This window comes from Micromonospora sp. MW-13, from assembly GCF_003434305.1.
Classification (GTDB): Bacteria; Actinomycetota; Actinomycetes; order Mycobacteriales; family Micromonosporaceae; genus Micromonospora.
Window position 1 is genome coordinate 1 of sequence record NZ_QKKX01000015.1, and the last position, 17938, is coordinate 17938.

The following is a 17938-nucleotide window of genomic DNA, read 5'->3' on the forward strand; positions in this document are numbered from 1 at the left end:
TCTCGCCCTGGGCGTCCACGGTGATCTTCTGGCTCAGGTCGCCCTTGGCGACGGCGGTGGAGACCTGGGAGATGTTGCGGACCTGGCTGGTCAGGTTGCCCGCGAGCTGGTTGACGTTCTCGGTGAGGTCGCGCCAGGTGCCGGAGACCCCGCGCACCTGGGCCTGGCCGCCGAGCTTGCCCTCGATGCCCACCTCGCGGGCCACCCGGGTCACCTCGTCGGCGAACGACGAGAGCTGGTCCACCATCGTGTTGACGGTGTCCTTCAGCTCCAGAATCTCGCCCTGGGCGGCGACGGTGATCTTCTGCGACAGGTCGCCCCGGGCGACGGCCGTGGACACCTGGGCGATGTTGCGCACCTGGGCCGTCAGGTTCGAGGCCATCGAGTTGACGCTGTCGGTGAGGTCCTTCCAGGTGCCCGCGACGTTCGGCACCTCCGCCTGGCCGCCGAGCTTGCCCTCGGTGCCCACCTCCCGGGCGACCCGGGTCACCTGCTCGGCGAAGAGGCGCAGCGTGTCGGTGAGCGAGTTCATGGTGTCGGCCAGCTCGGCGACCTCGCCGCGCGCCCCGACCGTGATCTTCTGCGACAGGTCGCCCTTGGCCACCGCCGTCGCCACCTGGGAGATCGACCGCACCTGGCCGGTCAGGTTCGACGCCATGGTGTTCACCGAGTCGGTGAGGTCCTTCCAGGTGCCGGCGACCCCGCGCACGTCGGCCTGGCCGCCGAGCTTGCCCTCCGTGCCCACCTCGCGGGCCACCCGGGTCACCTCGTTGGAGAAGGACGAGAGCTGGTCGACCATCGTGTTGACCGTGCGGCCGATCCGCAGGTACTCGCCGCGCAGCGGCCGGCCGTCGATCTCCAGCGCCATGTGCTGGGAGAGGTCGCCGTCGGCCACGGCCACGATCACCCGGGCGATCTCGGTCGTCGGGCGGCCGAGGTCGTCGATCAGCGAGTTGACCGCCCGCTGCCCCTCCGCCCAGGAGCCCTCCAGCCCCTCCTCGTCGAGGCGCTCGGTGAGCCGGCCGTCCCGGCCGACGATCCGGCTGATCCGGCGCAGGTCCAGGTGCTGCCGCTCCTGGAGGGCCACCACGTCGTTGAACGCGTCCGCCACCTCGCCGGCCGGGCCCGCCCGCCGGGGCAGCCGGACCTTCAGGTCACCGCCGCGCACCCGGCGCAGCGCCTCCGCCAACTCGCTGAGCAGGGCGGCCTGGTCCGGCGCGGACGGGTCCGCGGCTACCGAGTGTTTCGCCGTGGTCATCATTCCTCGCTCAGTTCGGGGCCGCCGGGGCCTGCCGGCACACCGGCCATCCCATCATTGTGCCCGGCCGAGCGTCGATGCCGCGCCGCGCCGCCCGCCGGGTCGCCGCGCGTCCAAGCAGCTCACGGCCCGGCCCCCGGGCCGGCTTGGCTTACCGGCGGGCGGCGGTGGAGGATACGAAGGTGTCAGCGGAGGCGGGGCCGGCGACCTTCGACGCGCCGGACGAGCGCGTCCGGCGCGTACGGCTGCCCGCCGACCGGCGGACGCCGGCCGCCGCGCGCGCCCTGGTCCGGTCCGTGCTGTCCGTAGCGCGCCTCGACGACCTGCTCAGCGAGGCCCTGCTGCTGACCACCGAGCTGACCACGAACGCCGTCGAGCACGCCCGCACCGAACTGGACATCGAGGTCGTCGCCGACGACGTCGGGCTGACCGTCACCGTCTCCGACTTCGCCGCCGGCTCGGTCGACGAGCTGACCGTGGGCGTCCGCAACGACAGCTCCGAGATCAACGAGGTCTCCGAGCGGGGCCGGGGGCTGCTGCTGGTCGACCACTTCGCCAGCCGGTGGGGCACCACGTACCTGCCCACCGGCAAGGGGGTGTGGTTCCGGCTGGACCGGCGCGACGCCGGCGGGCAACCGGTCGCCGCCGGCCCGCCGCCCGCCGGCGGGTGGGGCCCGGCGACCACCCGCTCCGGCGGCGGCCCGGCCACCGAGCACCCGGGACCGAGCGCCGGGGCGATGAGCGAGCTGATGCAGACGGCTCCCGACCAGTACGCCGAGGACCCGCTGCCCGAGTTCGCCACCGACCTGCTCACCCGGCTGGCCGAGATGGTCGGCGCGGCCGGCGGCGTGGTCCGGCTGGACCGGGGCGACGGGCAGGGCACGCAGGTGCTGGCCCGCTACGGCCGCACCCCGCGCGCCGGCAACGAGCTGCTCCGGGTGCCGCTGGCGGTGCACCGGCCGTACGCCGGGGAACTGGAGCTGGACGCCGCCCCCTCGACGTACGCCCGGCCGCTGGCGGTGCTGACCGCCGAGCGGCTCTCGCTGCACCTGGAGAACGACCGGCTACGCCGGGCCGATGTCCGCCGGCAGGCGTGGCTGACCTTCCTGGCCGAGGCGAGCGAGCTGCTGGCCCAGTCCCTGGACGTCGAGCTGACCATGGCGCTGATCCCGCAACTGGTGGTCCCCCGCCTCGGCCAGTGGTGCGCGGTGCACACCGCCGACGAGTGGGGGCGGCTGCGGCTCGCGGCGGCCACCCACGCCGACGAGTCGGTGCTGCCGCAGTTGCACAAGGTGCTCCGGGAGACGGGGACGGACTCGGTGCAGGCCCGGCTGCGCGAGGCGTCCCGGACCGGGTCGCAGGTGCCGCTCGGCGGGCCGATGGAGGGCTTCGCCGTCCCCCTCGTGGCGCGCGGCCAGCGGCTGGGCACCCTGGCGGTCGGCCGCCACCAGCGCCACCGGCACGACCCGGACGAGGTCGCCGTGCTGGAGGACGTGGCCCGGCGGGCCGCGCTGGCCATCGAGAACGCCCGCATCCACGCCGAGCGGCGCCGGGTGGCGCAGACCCTCCAGCAGTCGCTGCTGCCGCCGGTCCTGCCGGTGGTCGAGGGCATCGGCTTCGCCGCCGAGTACGTGCCGACCGGGGACGAGGCGGAGGTCGGCGGCGACTTCTACGACGTGCTCCCGCTGCCAGACGGGCGCTGGCTGGTGGTGGTCGGCGACGTGTCCGGCAAGGGGGTCGAGGCGGCGGCCGTCACCGGGCTGGTCCGGGACGTCATCCGGGTGCTGGTCGGCGACGGCAAGCCGCTGCCGGAGGTCCTGGGCCGGCTCAACGAGACGCTGGTCGAGCGGGGCGGCGGGCGCTACTGCACGCTGGCGCTGGCGGCGGTCGGGCCGGGCGAGGGCGACCGGCTGGACGTGGCCCTGCACCTGGCCGGGCACGACCGGCCGGTGCTGTTGCGGGCGGGCGACGGGGCCGAGTTCGTCGGTGCCAGCGGTACCGCGCTCGGCCTGCTCGACGCGATCAGCTCGCCGACGGCACGCGTCGCGCTCGACCCCGGCGACTCGCTGATCTTCTACACCGACGGGGTGACCGAGCGCCGCCGGGGCCGGGAGCTGTTCGGCACCGATCGGCTGCGGGAGTCCGCCGCGCCGCTGGCCGGGTACTCGGCCGACGTGGTGGCCGCCCGGCTGCGCTCGGCCGCGATCGGGTTCTCGGTCGAGGCGCCCCGCGACGACATCGCCATCCTGGTACTGCGCAACGACCGGCTCTGAGCCCGCTCTGGTCAGGGAGTCTGGGGGTCCTGGCGTGGGCGCCGCTCCACAGCAGGTATGCCTCCCGGCGCCTATGGAGCTGAGTCGAATACGACATCACCCACGCCCACCGCGACCGGCGACCGGCGACCCGCGACCGGCGACCGGCGACCGGCGACCGGCGACCGGCGACCGGCGACCGGCGACCGGCGACCGGCGACCGGCGACCGCAAGCGAACGACCGGACGGGGCGGTGGGTAACGCGACGGCGGTGGCCCCCGCCCAGCGGTGATGACGTGGACGACTCAGCTCCATAGGCGGCGTCCCACGGCATCGAGCCGCCGCGCCCACAGCTCCGCCCGGGCCACGGTCCCCGGCCGACCGGGGACCACCGAGCGCCCCTCCTGACAGGCGGGCCGACGCGCAGGATGGGCACACCTGCTCCGCCGGTGCTAGGTTCCCCGCATGTCGACGACGGCGGCCACCGGCGCGCGGGCCCCGTCATCGGTCCGGCTGCTGACCACGATTCACCTGGCCTTCGCGGGTGCCTTCCTGCTGGTGACCGCCCTCTACCTCGGACGGATGGCCGCAACTGGGGCCGGTCCCGCTGACATGCTCACCGGCCACTACGACCCGAAGGATCTGGTCCCCTTCGGACCGTCTGGGATGAACCCGTTCACCTGGTTCTACGCCTTGGTCGCGCTGCTCTACCTGGTCGGCTTCCTGGTCAGCCCAGCGCTGGCCATGGTCTCGTTGCCGCTGCTCGCCCGGACCTGGCACGAGCTGTCCCGCCCGGCCCGGGCCCTGCTGCTGGCGGGGATCGTCAGCGCGGTTGCCCTACCCCTGCTTCGCCTCATCCCCGCCGTCGGCGACATGCACCGGTGGTGGCTGGACTGATCGCCTCCGCATGACCGGAACGGCTGCCACGTCCCCGGCGCGGAGGATGCGGCAGTCACAGGCCGCCCGGGAGGCGGCCGGGGGCCAGGCGCTGGTGGGGGTCGAGGTATTGCTTCGCCGCCCGCAGTCGGGGCAGCGAGGTCAGCTCGCCCCAGAGGTCGACCGCCTGTCGTACCGGCGGCGGCGCCGCGACCACGACGCACCGGCCGCGCCGGGCGAGCAGCACCCGGCGCACGCCGGTGACGATCGTCGCCACCCGCTCGGCGGGCAGGGAGCCGGGCAGGGCCGCGTGCACCACGCCCTGCCCGGCGGAGCCCCGGATCGGGACCGGGCCGCCGGCCGCGTCGCGCAGCGCGTAGACGGCCGCGTGGAGGTCGGTGGTCGGCACCTCGATGCGCAGCGCGGTCTCGCCCGGGCCGAACGGATAGCTCCGCCACCACGTCGGCGCCGAGTGGTCGACGGTCGCCTCGTCGCCGAGCAGGGCGAGCAGCCTCTCCACCCGTTCGGGGACGTCGGTGGGGCCGCCCTCCAGCAGCACCGCCAGGGTGCCCGCCCCGGCCGGCGGCGCCGCACGGCGGAACATCGAGGGGTGCCGGGCGCGGGCAGCCGCCGCCGGGTCGTCGGGATGCGGCACCGGGCGCGCCCGGTTCGCCCGGGCCGGCAGGTCCAGCTCGACGGCCGCCGGGTCGAGCCGGGCCGCGAGCACCGCCCGGACCAGGTCGGGCAGCTCCAGCGGGCTTCCCACGGGGCGGCTGACCCAGGCCCGGCTGGCCGGCACCGGCTGCACCCGCAGGGTGGCCGAGACCAGCACCCCGAGGCCGCCCTGCGAGCCGCAGAGCAGCCGGGCCAGCTCCAGGCCGGGCGCGCCGCCGCCCGCGCTGGTCAGCTCGCCGTCGGCGGCCAGGTACCGCACCCCGACCAGTTGGTCGCAGGGGCCGCCGTGGCGGTGCCGCAGCGGGCCGGACTCGTCGGCGGCCAGCACCCCGCCGACCGTCGCCCCGGGCGAGGGCGCGTCGAGGGCGAGGCGCCGCCCGGTGCGCTCCAGGACCGCCTGGGCCGCGCGCAGCGGGGTGCCCGCGCCGATCTCAGCCACCGGGGCGTCCGCCGGCTGGTGACCGATGCCGGCCAGCCGGCCGGTGTCGAGCATGATGTCGACCTGCTCCGGGGCGACCCCCCAGTCGATCTTCGTGCCGGCACCCCGGGGCACCACCGTCAGGTCGTGAGCGGCGGCCAGCCGGAGCACCTCGGCCGCGGCGGACGGGTCGCCGGGCACCGCCACCCACCGGGCCGGCCGCCCGGCGACCTCGTCGGCCGCTCCGCCGAAGCGGGCGAAGGGCGGACCGCAGATCTCGGTGAGTAGACGGGTGATGCTCATTGCCCCGGACCGGTCGGTCGACCGCGCTGCTGCCGCCATGGCGGCTATCGTACAGGTGTTCGAACAAAGCGGCGGGGCGCCACGTCCGGAGTCGGGGGACGCGGATGCCGGCCCCCCACAGCGCCCCGGCGACGACCCGGCCGGCCGGTAACCTGACCGGCGTGACCACCGAGATCCCGCCCGTCGCCAAGCAGGTACCCACCGAGCGCGCCCACCACGGCGACAAGGTCGTCGACGAGTACGCCTGGCTGGCCGCCAAGGACGACCCGGAGACGATCGCCCACCTGAGGGCGGAGAACGCGTACACCGAGGCGCGCACCGCCCACCTGGAGGAGCTGCGCGGCACCCTGTTCGAGGAGACCCGGCGCCGCACCCAGGAGACCGACCTGTCGGTGCCGACCCGCAAGGGCGGCCACTGGTACTACACCCGCACGGTCGAGGGCCAGCAGTACGGCGTGCACTGCCGCCGGGCCGTCCGCGACGGTGAGACCGAGCCGCCGGTGAGCGCCGACGGCGCCCCGCTCGACGGCGAGGAGGTGCTGCTCGACGGCAACCTGCTGGCGGAGGGGCACGACTTCTTCTCGCTCGGCGCGTTCGACGTCAGCCCGGACGGCCGGTGGCTGGCGTACTCGACGGACTTCTCGGGCGACGAGCGGTTCACCCTGCGGGTCAAGGACCTCAGTACCGGCGAGGTGCTGCCCGACGAGGTGCCCGACACCTCCTACGGCGCAGCCTGGTCGGCGGACGCCTCGGTGCTGTTCTACGTCACGGTGGACGACGCCTGGCGGCCCAACCGGGTCTGGCGGCACCTGATCGGCACCCGGGCCGCCGAGGACGTCGTCGTCCACCAGGAGGACGACGAGCGGTTCTGGGTCGGCGTCGAGCTGACCCGGTCGGAGAAGTTCATCCTGATCGACAGCCACAGCAAGATCACCAGCGAGGTGCGGGTGATCCCGGCCGGCAACCCCACCGGCGAGCCGGCCCTCGTCGCCCCCCGCCGGCAGGGCGTCGAATACAGCGTCGAGCACCACGGGCACCGCTTCCTGATCCTGCACAACCACGACGCCGAGGACTTCGCGCTGGCGTTCACCTCGGCGGACGCGCCGGGCGACTGGGTGCCGCTGATCCCGCACACCCCCGGCACCCGGCTGGAGGCGGTGGACGCCTTCGCCGACCACCTGGTCGTCTCGCTGCGCAGCAACGGGCTGACCGGGCTGCGGGTGCTGCCGATCGGCAGCGGCGACGGCCACGACATCGACTTCCCGGAGCCGATCTACAGCGTCGGGCTGGACAGCAACCCGGAGTACCACACCCGGCAGGTCCGGCTGCGCTACTCCTCGCTGGTCACCCCGGACTCGGTGTACGACTACGACCTGGTCACCCGAAAGCTGGTGCTGCGCCGGCGCAAGCCGGTCCGGCCCGGCCCGGACGGCCGGGAGTACGACCCCGCCGACTACGAGCAGCACCGGGACTGGGCGCTCGCCGACGACGGCACCCGCGTCCCGATCTCGCTGGTCCACCGGGCCGGCACCCCGCGCGACGGCTCCGCCCCCTGCGTGATCTACGGGTACGGCTCGTACGAGGCGAGCATGGACCCGTGGTTCTCGGTGGCCCGGCTGTCCCTGCTGGACCGGGGGGTGATCTTCGCGGTGGCGCACATCCGGGGCGGCGGCGAGCTGGGCCGCCGCTGGTACGACGAGGGCAAGCTGCTGGCCAAGAAGAACACCTTCACCGACTTCGTCGCCTGCGCCCGGCACCTGACCGGCTCGGGCTGGACGTCGACGGACCGGCTGGTGGCCCGGGGCGCCTCGGCCGGCGGCCTGCTGATGGGCGCGGTGGCCAACCTGGCCCCGGAGGCGTTCACCGGCATCGTCGCGCAGGTGCCCTTCGTGGACGCGCTCACCTCGATCCTCGACCCGTCGCTGCCGCTGACCGTGACCGAGTGGGAGGAGTGGGGCAACCCCCTCGACGACCCGGAGGTCTACGCGTACATGAAGTCGTACACCCCCTACGAGAACGTGACGGCGGTGGACTACCCGGCCATCCTCGCGGTGACCAGCCTCAACGACACGCGGGTGCTCTACCACGAGCCGGCGAAGTGGATCGCCCGGCTGCGGGCGGTCGCCCCCCGGGGCGACTACCTGCTCAAGACCGAGATGGGCGCCGGTCACGGCGGCCCCAGCGGCCGGTACGACTCCTGGCGCGAGGAGGCGTTCATCAACGCCTGGATCCTCGACCGTCTGAAGGCGGCGTAGGGGGAAGCCCTCTCCACCCGGCCTCCGCCACCCGGCGGAGGCCGGCCGCGGGCGCGGCGGTGGCCGGCGGCGGGGCGCGCCGTCAGGAGGCGGTGACCAGGTCGGCGAGCAGGGCCGGATCGACGTTTCCGCCGGTCACCACGGCGACGGTACGGCCCGCCGGCAGCTCGCCGGAGCGGAACAGCCGGGCGGCCGTCGCCACCGCGCCGCTCGGCTCGACCACCAGCCGGGCGTCCCTGATCAGGAGGCCGGCCGCCGCCCGGATCTCCTCCTCGGTCACCGTGACGATGCCGTCGAGGCGGTCCCGCAGGTGGGCCAGGGTCAGCTCGGACAGGTTGGTGCGCAGCCCGTCCGCGCAGGTGCGGTAGGTCAGCTCGACGTCCCAGGGCACCACCCGCCCGGCGGCGAGCGACTCCCGGGCGTCGGCGGCAAGCTCCGGCTCGACGCCGATCACGGCGGTCGACGGGCGCAGCGCCCGCAGCGCCGTGGCGACCCCGGACGCGAGGCCGCCCCCGCCGACCGGCACCAGCACCACGTCCACGTCGGGCAGGTCGTCGACGATCTCCGTGCCGACCGTGCCCTGGCCGGCGATGATCCGCCGGTCGTCGAAGGGCGGCACCAGCACCGCCCCGGCCTCGGCGACGATCCGCTGCGCCTCGGCCAGCCGCTGCACCGGCGGGACGAGCAGCACCGTCGCACCGAACGCCCGCATCCGCGCGATCTTCACCTCCGGGGCGCCCTCCGGCACCACCACCGTGCACGGCACCCCGGCCGCCCGGGCCGCGTACGCGAGGGCCTGCCCGTGGTTGCCGGACGAATGGGTGACCACGCCCCGGCCCCGCCCGGCCCCGTCGAGGCGGGCAACCGCGTGGGTGGCGCCGCGCAGCTTGAACGAGCCGACCGGTTGCAGGCTCTCCGGCTTCAGCCACAGCCCGCCGTCCCACGGGGCGCGCAACAGCGGCGTACGAAGCACGGTCGGGGCGATGTCGGCGGCGGCGACCCGGATGTCGTCGAGCGTCACGAGGTCCATCCCGCCATCCTCCCGCCGACGACGAGGCCACGCTCGACCCGGGCGCCGACCGCCCCGGCACCGGCACACCCGTCAGGTCGCCCGCAACTCCTCCACCCTCGTGCTGGCGCGCAGAAAGAGCAACCCGACCAGGACCGTGAGGGACACCGCAGCCAGCGCGCCGGCCCCGAACAAGGCCAGGTGCTCCAGCGGTACGTCGGGCATGAAGTACCGCTTCGGCGGGGCGATCGTACGCAGGTACCGCTCCCGGGTGGCCGGGTCGGCGCAGAGTTCGGCGGTCGCCTCGCAGACCTTGCCGCTGACGACGCCGGTGCGCACCGGGCCCGCGAAGCGCCGGCCGAGCAGCAGCCCCACGGTCAGGGCGAGCAGCACCGCCGGCACCGCCGGGGCGAGCGCCTGCCAGGTGATCGACCGGCCCAGCACACCCCGGGGGACGCCCTGGGCGACCAGCGCCGCGTACGCCCGACGGCGGGCCACGATCCCCTCGACCAGCGCGACCAGCAACCCGCCGGCCGCGATGGTCACGGCAATCGCGACGGCGAGGTCGACCAGGCTGATGGTCTGAAGGTAGAACGGGTTCGGGGCGTGTAGGTCCCCGATCAGTCGGTACTCGGCCCGCTCGATGTCGTACCTGGCCTGCGCGTTGGCCCGCATGCCAGCCGCGCCGCCGCCGAGCAGTACGGCGGCCAGCAGCGCGGCGAAGGTACGGCTGCCGGCCCACGGGTCGGCGGTGAGCCGGCGGGCGGCCAACAGCGCTGCCGGCCCCCGGGCGAGGTGGTGCAACAGCCGGCCGGCGGTGTGCGAGAACCAGGCGGAGGCGAGCACCGACCCGACCGTGGCGGCGATCCCGCCAGCGACGAGCAGCATCGGCAGGAGCAGCAGCGGCGGTTCCATGTCCCGGTGGCGGTACCAGGAGTTCACCGGATGGTAGGCGGCGAACACGGCCAGGCCGACCAGGATGAGCAACGCGAACCAGGGGCGTGGCGCACGGTCCCGGCCGGCTCGGCGGACCACTCCGAACGGCGTGGTGGCGACCCGGCGCAGCAGCAGCGCGGTGCCCGCCGCCGCGACGGCGGGCAGGCCGAGCACCACCGCCGCCAGCGCGACCGGCGACGGGAGCACGTCGGTGGGGAGGGCGAGCTGGCCGTGCGCGTCGGGCCGGTCGAGCAGCCCACGGGCGGACAGGAAGGCCACCAGGCCGGTGACGGTGCCGAACAGGCTGGCCACCCCGGTCTCCAGCACGGCGAGCCGGGTGACCTGGCCGGGGGTGGCCCCGGCCAGTCGCAGGGCGGCCAGCCGGCGGTCCCTGGCTGGTGCGCCGAGCCGGGCGCACTGCCCGGCCAACGCCAGCACCGGGACGGCGAGCAGCAGCAGCGCGAAGGCCGTCCCGCCGCGCAGCCCCGGCTCCCGCAGCAGCGTGTTGGCGTACTGGAGGGACCAGCGGGCCGGGTTGTCGTCGGTGCGCAGCGGCGTCGGGATGGCCAGCACGGTCAGCGCCGCCAGCCCGGCGAGGGTGGCCAGCGCGGCGCTGAGCGCGGTCAGCGCCACCCGCACCTTGTCGGTCCGGGTGCCGGCGAGGGCGAGCCGGACCAGGGTGCCGGGCCTCACCGCAGCCCGTCCTGCACCGAGCCGGCCCCTGCATCGCCGACCAGCAGGCCGAGCCCGCCCGTCGACCGGCCCGGGCCGCCCGACGACGGAACTTCGATCCCCAGACCCGTGCCGTCGACCACCCCGTCGCGGAGCATCACCTCGCGGTCGGCGTACCCGGCGACGCGTGGCTCGTGGGTGACCAGCACGACCGTGGTGCGCTGCTCCCGGGACAGCCGGACGAGGTGGCCGAGCACCTGCTCGCCGGCCAGCGTGTCCAGCGCGCCGGTCGGCTCGTCGGCGAAGAGCACCCGGGGCTCGGTGACCAACGCCCGGGCCAGCGCGCAGCGCTGCTGCTGCCCGCCGGACATCTCGCCGGGCCGGGTGTCGGCCAGGTCCGCCACGCCCAGCCGGTCCAGCCAGGCCAGCGCCGCCGTCCGCCCCGCTCGCCGCCCCGTGCCGGCGAGGAGGAGCGGGAGTGCGACGTTCTCCGCCGCGGTCAGCTCGGGCACGAGCTGGCCGAACTGGAAGAGCACCCCGAACTCGGTACGCCGCAGCCTTGACCGGGCCGCCTCGGACCAGGTGTCGATCCGCTCGCCCCGCCAGGTGACCTGGCCTGCGTCCGGACGGAGGATGCCGGCCAGGCAGTACAGCAGGGTGGACTTGCCGCAGCCGCTCGGGCCGGTGACCGCGACGATCTCCCCCTCGGCGACGTCGAGGGTGATCCCGCGCAGCGCTGGTGTCGGCCCGTACGCCTTCACCACGCCGCGAGCTTGGAGTTCCGTCACGAGTGCACCTCCCGGTGCCAGTCGGCGACCCGCTCCAGGGTGGTGTGCAACCACCTCAGGTCGGCGTCGAGGTGGGCGATGGCGAAGTCGGCCGCGACGACGTCGTCGAGGGTGGCCGAGGGGTCCGTCTTGACCGCGGTCAGCTCGCGGAGCCGGTCGGTGTGCGCCCGGCGCTGGGCGACCAGGTATTCCCTCGCCCGCTCGGCGTCGGCGACCAGCAACGCCACCAGCACCTTGGCGAAGAGCGTGCTGGTGACGTACGGCAGGGGCGGCTCGACCTCCGCGAGCCACAGGTCCAGCGCGTCGCGCCCGGCGCCGGTGAGCGCGTACGTCGTGCGGTCCGGCCCGCCGTCGCGGTCCTGGCCGGCGGGCGCCACCAGCCCGTCCCGCTGCAACCGGCCGAGCGTCGCGTAGACCTGCCCGAACGCCAGCGGCCGGGCCCGGGGCAGCCGTTGGTCATGGGCCCGTTTCAGCTCATAGCCGTGCCTGCTCCCCTGCGCCAGCAGGCCGAGCAACACGTGTGGGGTCGACACCCCAATCACTATTCACTGGGAGAATAGTCGAGTCAACTCGCCACGTCCGGCCACCCTGGCGGTTCGGCCCTCCGGACGGGGCAGCCCGGTGGGCCGCCGGCGCTGCCGGGTCAGCTCGCCGACCAGCCGGGGTGCCGGCCCATCCGGGCCAGGACGAGGTCGAGCGGGGAGGCGTCCGGCGGGGCGGCGACCGGGGCGGCGAAGGCACCCATCTGCTGGCCCGTCTCTCCCATCCGGTCCATGAAAGCGTGCAGGACGGCAATCGCGTCCGGCGCGGCGTCGAACGGCTGGCCGGTGGCCCGGGCCAGGTCCCAGGCGTGCACGGTGAGGTCGATCAGCCCCATCTCCCCGACCGTCTCCTGGGGCAGCCCCATCCCGGGCGAAACGCCCTCCAGCGCGGCCGGGTCCGCCCACGCCTCAATCAGCCGCTCGGTCTCGGCGGCGAACCGGTCCCGCCAGCCGTCGGTCAGGTAGTCGGTCTTGTCCCAGTTCGCCGGCCGCTTGGCGGCCAACTCCTGGAAGTTGACCACCACCTGGTACAGGTGGTTCACGAGGTCCCGAGCGGAGTAGTCCGCGCACGGGGTGGGTAGGTCGAGCTGGTCGTCACGGATCGCCCGGACCACCGCGACGGCGCGCGGCGCGGCTTCCGCCAGGAGTTCACTAGTCTTCGTGGCCATAAGGGCAGCGTACGAGGGTGGTCTTGAAGAAATGCGACACCAGCCGCGCGGGGACAGCAGGGGCATCCTCGACCCCCGTCGGCTGCTGCGCGAGGTCCGCTTCCGCCGTCGGCTGCCCGCCGCCGCGCTGCGCCCGTACGTCGAGCTCTACTGGCTGATCGACTGGGAGCTGGACGAGCCGTTCGAGCAGCGGGTGCTCCCGCACCCGGCGGTCAACGCGGTGTTCCAGCGCGACGGCGACGGTCGGGAGACCGCCGAGGTGGCCGGCGTCGGGCGGGAGCTGTTCCGGATCACCCTGACCGGCACCGGCGGGGTCAGCGGGGTGCAGTTCCGCCCGGGCGGCTTCCGGCCGTTCTGGCGGCGGCCGGTCGCCGAGCTGACCGGCGAGCGCCGCCCGCTCGCCGCCGGCCTCGTCGCGGGCCGACGGCTCTGCGCCGGTACGGACGACGAGCGGTGCGCCGCCCTGGACGACCTGCTGGCCGCCTGGGACCCGCGCCCCGACCCGTCGACGGCGGAGGCGATGGCGCTGGCCGAGGAGATCCGCGCCGACCGGGGCGTGCTGCGGGTCGACGACCTGGCCCGGCGGCACGGGACGACCACCCGGCGGCTGCAACGCCTCTTCCTCGACCAGGTGGGCGTCGGCCCGAAGTGGGTGATCCGGCGGTACCGGGTCCAGGAGGCGATCGAGCAGGCCGCCGGTGGGCCGGTGGACTGGGCGGCCCTCGCCGCCGACCTCGGCTACGCCGACCAGGCCCACCTGGTCCGCGAGTTCACCGCCGCCACCGGGATCTCCCCGACCGCGTACGCCCGGTCGCTCAGCCGGCCGGCCGCAGGCCGGTGAGGAAGGCCCGCCAGGCGGCCGGGGAACAGGCCAGCACCGGCCCGGAGCGGTCCTTCGAGTCGCGTACGGCCACCACGCCGGGCAGGTTGACGGCCACCTCGACGCAGTTGCCGCCGGTGCCGTTGCTGCGGCTGCTGGTGCGCCACCGGGCAGTGCTCAGGTCCATGGTTCCGCCTCCGTCGTCTCCGCGATCAGCTCGACCGACCGCTGGTGGGGCAGGGCCTCGCCCCGGATCGACTCCCAGACGTCGACCATCCGGCGCACGTCCTCCGGGCGGTCTGTGACCTGGCTGCCGAGCTGAGTCTCCACATAGACCATATCCTCGCCCACCGGCGGCGTGGCGATGACGAACGGGCCCTCCAGCCCGGCGTAGGCCCCCACGGCGAGCGGCACCACGTGGATCCGCACCCGGGGCAGCCCCTCGCCGACCTTGACCAGGTGGCGCAACTGCTCCCGCAGCACCTCCGGGCCGCCGACCGGGCGGCGCAGCACCGACTCGTCGACCACCACGGTCAGCGTCGGCGGCCGGTCCCGGGTCAGGATCTCCTGCCGGTCCAGCCGGGTGGCGACCTGCCGCTCGACCTCCTGCGCCGAGAGCAGTCCGCTTCCTGAGAGGACCGCGCGGGCGTACCGCTCGGTCTGGAGCAGGCCGGGGACGTAGAGCGGCTCGTACCCGCGCAGCGCCGTCGCCTCCTGCTCGATCCCCGCCCACTCGCGGAAGTACGGCACCACCGTCTCCCGGCTGATCCGGCGCTGGATGCGGGCGAACCGGCCGCCCGCGCCGAACACCGCGTCGCAGCGTCGGGCCAGGTCCCCGCTCGGCCGCCGGTCGCCGGTCTCGATTTTGGCGATCAGGGCGGCCGAGTAGCTGACCGCCTCGGCCAGGGCCGCCTGGGACAGCCCGGCGGCCGACCGGGCCAGCCGCAACTCCTCGGCGAAGTGGTCGAGCATCGGCGATCTCTCCACGGACAGCCTCCGTACACCCTCGGGACCTGCGGGACCACGGCCGCGACGCCCGGCTGGTCCGGGCGGCGAGCCTTCTCACGGTAACCGTCCGATCACCAGACTGTGAACCCAGCGGGACCGCCCGGCCGTCTCCCCCCGAGATCCCCGACCCGGGCGGAACCGCGCGGGGGCGGGCCGGGCACGGCGGCCCGCCCCCGCACCACCCGAGGCGCAACGGAGAGGCAGGCCCCATGCCGGAGAACCACCCGCCGGATCCGCCCCGGGCCGCGGCGCTGCCGGCCCGGCGGCCGGTGGTCCGGGAACACCTCCCGGTCAGGCCGATCTGGCTCTGCCGGGTCTGCGCGGGCCCGTGGCCCTGCTCGCCGGCCCGGCTTCGGCTGCGTCACGAGTACGCCGACTCCCCCGTCACGCTCGCCGTGTACCTCGCCGGCCTGATGCTGGAGGCGGGCGACCAGCTCACCCGGCTGCATCCGTACACCGCGCCGCCGGCCGGGGTTCTGTACCGCCGCTTCCTCGGCTGGCTGCGCGAGAGCGGGAGTTGAAGGGGGCCTGCTATGCCGGAGGCGCCGACGGTGCCGGGGGCGTCAACAAGATGCCTCTCCGTTCACCTTCGGCGGCGGAGGGCCACCACCGCGACGTCGTCGTTGATCTCGGTGGGGGCCAGCTCCACCAGCAGCCGCTGGCAGAACGCGTCCAGGTCGGCGTCCACCACGTCGGCGCAGCGGGCCAGGGCGGCCAGCCCCTCGTCGATCGTGGTGTCCCGCCGCTCGATCAGCCCGTCGGTGTAGAGCACCAGCGTCGCCCCGGCCGGCAGCACGAACTCCAGGTCGGCGGGGCGATCCGCGCGGACGCCGAGCAGCGGGGCCGAGTGCTGGACGTACTCCACCGTGCCGTCCAGGCTGATCAGCGCCGGCAGGTGGCCGGCGCTGGCCAGCCGGACGTGACCGGAGTTCGGCTCCAGCAGCAGCAGGCAGATGGTGGCCAGTTCGTTGGGCAGCAGCGTCCGCATCAGCTCGTTGACCCGGTGCAGGATCGCGCCCGGATGGTGCCCCTCGACGGCGTACGCGCGCACCGCGTGCCGCAGCTCCGCCATCACCGTGGCGGCGTGCAGGGAGTGCCCGGCGACGTCGCCGATCGCCATCAGCAGGTGGCCGTCCAGCATCACCAGCTCGTAGAAGTCGCCGCCCACCTCGGTCTGCGCGCTGGCCGGCTCGTACCGCACGGCGAGGTCGAGCCCGGCGATCTCCGGGATCCGGCGGGGCAGCAGGCTGCGTTGCAGGGTGACCGCGATGCGGTGCTCCTCGTCGAAGGAGCGCTGCGCCTCCACCGCCGCCGCCACGGCCTGGGCGACCTGCACCAGCACCGGCGACCCGGGGGTCTGGGTGCCCGTCGGCACCACCACGTAGAGCGGTGCCCGGTCCCCGCGCAGCTTCGCCGCGGCCACGGTCACCCGGTCGCCGGCCGGCCAGTCGACCAGTCCCCAGTTGCCGGGGTCGTCGATCCGCACGGTGGAGCCGGTCGGCACCCCCGTGTCGTCGACGACCCACGGCACGATCCGGGGCTCGCCCCCCGGACCGGCGCAGACCCCGGCGAGGCAGTCGCCGTCGAAGGTCTCCGCCACCACCACCGCCGGGCCCTTGAAGATCCGGGCGGCACCGGCCGCCGCCGCCTCCAGCAGCCGGGCGAAGTTCGGCGCGGCGTGCACCGCCACGGTCGTCTCGGCCAGCCCGGTGAGCCGCTCGGCGAGCAGTTCGGCGCGCTGCCGGGCCCGGTAGTAGCGCAGCACCGCGTGGGCGGTGGCGACCAGTTCCTCCGGCTCTATCGGCTCGGCCAGGTAGGCGTCCGCGCCCCGGGTCAGGCCCTGGGCCCGATCCGCCACGTCGATGGCGTGCGCCGACACGTGGATCACCGGTATCGCCGGCTGGGCCTTCTTGATCCGTTCGCAGACGTCGAAGCCCGTCAGGTCGGGCAGCCGGACGTCGAGTACGACCAGGTCGATCGGGTCCACCCCGATCCGGGCCAGCGCCTCTCCGCCGGTCTCCGCCTCCAGCGTCGCGAAGCCGGCTCGGCTGAGCCAACTCACCAGCAGGTACCGCTTCGTACGGCTGTCGTCGACCACCAGCACGGTCACCGGGCCGCCCTCCACGGTCATTCCCCGCCGATCGGCAGGGTGACGGTGAACGTGCTGCCCCGGCCCGGCTCGCTGGTCAGCTCCAGGGTGCCCCCGAGCAGGCGCACCACCCGGCGCGCGTACGGCAGGCCGAGGCCGGTGCCGCCGATTCGGGTGCTCCCCGGCACCTGGTAGAACTCCTCGAAGATCCGCTCGTGCAGCTCCGGGGCGATGCCGGCGCCGGTGTCGGTGACCGACAGATGCCACCGCTCGTCGCGGACCTCCGCCCGCATCCGGACCTCGCCCCGCTCGGTGAACTTGAGCCCGTTGTGCAGCAGGTTGCGCAGCACCTGGGCGAGCAGCACCTCGTCGGAGCGGACCGTCCCCGGCGGGGGCGGGTCCTCCACCACCAGCTCGACCTTTGGCCTGGTGGACAGCGCGCGCAGGGTGCCGCGCAACTGGCCGAAGACCGCCCGCAGGTCCACCTCGGCCCAGTTCGGCTCCAGCCGCCCGGACTCCGCCTTGGCCAGGTCGAGCAGCTCGTTGACCAGGCTGAGCAGGTCGGTGGCCGAGGACCGGATCAGCCCGACCTGCTGGGCCTGCTCCTCGGTCAGCGGGTCGGACGCGGAGTCGGCCAGCAGCCGGCTCAGCCCGATGATCGCGGTCACCGGGGCGCGCAGCTCGTGGCTGACGTTGGCCAGGAACCGGCTCTTGGACTCGCTGGCCGTACGGAGTTGGGCGGACTTCTCGTCCAGCTCGGCGTAGAGCGCGACCACCCCCCGATTGGTCTCCTCCAGCTCCTCGGTGAGCTGGTTGTACAGGGCCATCACACCCCGGTTGGTCTCCTGGAGCTCCTCGTTGAGCACGGCCAGCTCGTCGCGCTGGCTACGCACCTCGTCCAGGGCGGCGATGAGCTGCTCGTTCTGCGACGCGAGCTCGTCCAGGGCGCTGCCGGGAGCGCTGCTGGCGAGCTCGGCTCGCAGCTCGGCAAGTCGCTCCGGGGTCAGCGCCTGTGCGGTCGCCGGGACACGTCGGGACATCCTCACGACCGTATCGCCCTCCCGGTCCACCACGCCCAACATGTCCACCAGTCGCGCCACCGCGCCGGAGTGCGGCTCGTACCGGCCGTCGGGGAGCGGGCTCACCGGGGCCAGGTCCACCCGCACCTGCGGGGGGCCCTGCGCGTCGAGGTCGACGGCGAAGATGACGTCCGCACCGCCGACGGCGTGCAGCAGGTCCCGGGCCACCTCGCTGAGGGCCGTGGCGAGCCGGACCTGGTCCTGGTGTTCCAGGCCGACCGCCATGGCCACCTCCCGGCCCCGCTGCCGGACCACGAAGATGTCGTGCTCGACCCGCAGCGCCATCTGGA

General features: G+C 74.7%; 16 protein-coding genes. 5 read left to right on the forward strand and 11 right to left on the reverse strand.

What is annotated here, in order from left to right; all coding sequences use genetic code 11:
- The coding region (locus tag C5N14_RS10385; protein WP_117667878.1) for a HAMP domain-containing protein at positions 1–1258 on the reverse strand (1258 nt) is incomplete at its 3' end.
- Between the two features lie 182 nt (positions 1259–1440).
- Between C5N14_RS10385 and C5N14_RS10390 the strand changes: the two genes are divergently transcribed.
- Both C5N14_RS10390 and C5N14_RS10395 read left to right on the forward strand, forming a co-directional pair.
- Positions 1441–3531: a SpoIIE family protein phosphatase gene (locus tag C5N14_RS10390; protein ID WP_117667879.1), complete on the forward strand. Its 2091-nt coding sequence runs from the start codon at positions 1441–1443 to the stop codon at positions 3529–3531.
- A gap of 444 nt (positions 3532–3975) precedes the next feature.
- Positions 3976–4407 carry a hypothetical protein gene (locus tag C5N14_RS10395; protein WP_117667880.1) on the forward strand — a complete coding sequence of 144 codons (432 nt, stop codon included), beginning with the start codon at positions 3976–3978 and terminating at the stop codon, positions 4405–4407.
- A 55-nt stretch (positions 4408–4462) separates the two neighbouring features.
- On the opposite strand, the gene C5N14_RS10400 is transcribed toward C5N14_RS10395, so the two are convergent.
- Positions 4463–5821 (reverse strand): FAD-binding oxidoreductase, encoded by a 1359-nt coding sequence (locus C5N14_RS10400; protein ID WP_117667881.1) that lies wholly within the window; start codon positions 5819–5821, stop codon positions 4463–4465.
- Positions 5822–5943: 122 nt separating this feature from the next.
- Here C5N14_RS10400 and C5N14_RS10405 point away from each other — a divergent pair, with 122 nt between their 5' ends.
- Positions 5944–8037, forward strand: coding sequence for a S9 family peptidase (locus tag C5N14_RS10405; RefSeq protein ID WP_117668003.1), 2094 nt, complete (start codon positions 5944–5946; stop codon positions 8035–8037).
- Between the two features lie 82 nt (positions 8038–8119).
- On the opposite strand, the gene C5N14_RS10410 is transcribed toward C5N14_RS10405, so the two are convergent.
- The 5 genes from C5N14_RS10410 to C5N14_RS10430 form a co-directional block, all read right to left on the reverse strand.
- A complete protein-coding gene (locus tag C5N14_RS10410; RefSeq protein WP_117667882.1) occupies positions 8120–9067 on the reverse strand; it encodes a threonine/serine dehydratase in 948 nt (315 codons plus the stop codon).
- Positions 9068–9139: 72 nt separating this feature from the next.
- Positions 9140–10675, reverse strand: a complete 1536-nt coding sequence (locus C5N14_RS10415; protein ID WP_117667883.1) for an FtsX-like permease family protein — start codon at positions 10673–10675, stop codon at positions 9140–9142.
- Positions 10672–11442, reverse strand: a complete 771-nt coding sequence (locus C5N14_RS10420; RefSeq protein WP_117667884.1) for an ABC transporter ATP-binding protein — start codon at positions 11440–11442, stop codon at positions 10672–10674. The genes C5N14_RS10415 and C5N14_RS10420 overlap by 4 nt, the downstream gene beginning before the upstream one ends.
- Positions 11439–11975, reverse strand: a complete 537-nt coding sequence (locus C5N14_RS10425; RefSeq protein ID WP_117667885.1) for a PadR family transcriptional regulator — start codon at positions 11973–11975, stop codon at positions 11439–11441. The genes C5N14_RS10420 and C5N14_RS10425 overlap by 4 nt, the downstream gene beginning before the upstream one ends.
- Positions 11976–12085: 110 nt before the next feature.
- Positions 12086–12652: a TIGR03086 family metal-binding protein gene (locus tag C5N14_RS10430; RefSeq protein WP_117667886.1), complete on the reverse strand. Its 567-nt coding sequence runs from the start codon at positions 12650–12652 to the stop codon at positions 12086–12088.
- 31 nt (positions 12653–12683) lie between these two features.
- Here C5N14_RS10430 and C5N14_RS10435 point away from each other — a divergent pair, with 31 nt between their 5' ends.
- The gene (locus tag C5N14_RS10435) at positions 12684–13493 is read left to right on the forward strand and encodes an AraC family transcriptional regulator (protein ID WP_117667887.1); all 810 of its coding nucleotides are present in this window, start codon (positions 12684–12686) and stop codon (positions 13491–13493) included.
- Here the strand turns inward: C5N14_RS10435 and C5N14_RS10440 are convergent.
- Positions 13468–13659, reverse strand: a complete 192-nt coding sequence (locus tag C5N14_RS10440) for a DUF397 domain-containing protein (RefSeq protein WP_117667888.1) — start codon at positions 13657–13659, stop codon at positions 13468–13470. The genes C5N14_RS10435 and C5N14_RS10440 overlap by 26 nt on opposite strands.
- Complete coding sequence (locus C5N14_RS10445; protein WP_117667889.1) at positions 13650–14459, reverse strand: helix-turn-helix transcriptional regulator; 810 nt, start codon at positions 14457–14459, stop codon at positions 13650–13652. Before C5N14_RS10445 ends, C5N14_RS10440 begins: the two co-directional genes overlap by 10 nt.
- A gap of 230 nt (positions 14460–14689) precedes the next feature.
- Here C5N14_RS10445 and C5N14_RS10450 point away from each other — a divergent pair, with 230 nt between their 5' ends.
- On the forward strand, positions 14690–15001 hold the full coding sequence (locus C5N14_RS10450) for a hypothetical protein (RefSeq protein WP_243639406.1): 312 nt from the start codon (positions 14690–14692) through the stop codon (positions 14999–15001).
- A gap of 62 nt (positions 15002–15063) precedes the next feature.
- On the opposite strand, the gene C5N14_RS10455 is transcribed toward C5N14_RS10450, so the two are convergent.
- Positions 15064–16611: a SpoIIE family protein phosphatase gene (locus tag C5N14_RS10455; protein ID WP_207892695.1), complete on the reverse strand. Its 1548-nt coding sequence runs from the start codon at positions 16609–16611 to the stop codon at positions 15064–15066.
- Complete coding sequence (locus tag C5N14_RS10460) at positions 16608–17933, reverse strand: sensor histidine kinase (protein WP_117668006.1); 1326 nt, start codon at positions 17931–17933, stop codon at positions 16608–16610. Before C5N14_RS10460 ends, C5N14_RS10455 begins: the two co-directional genes overlap by 4 nt.
- Positions 17934–17938: the final 5 nt, after the last annotated feature.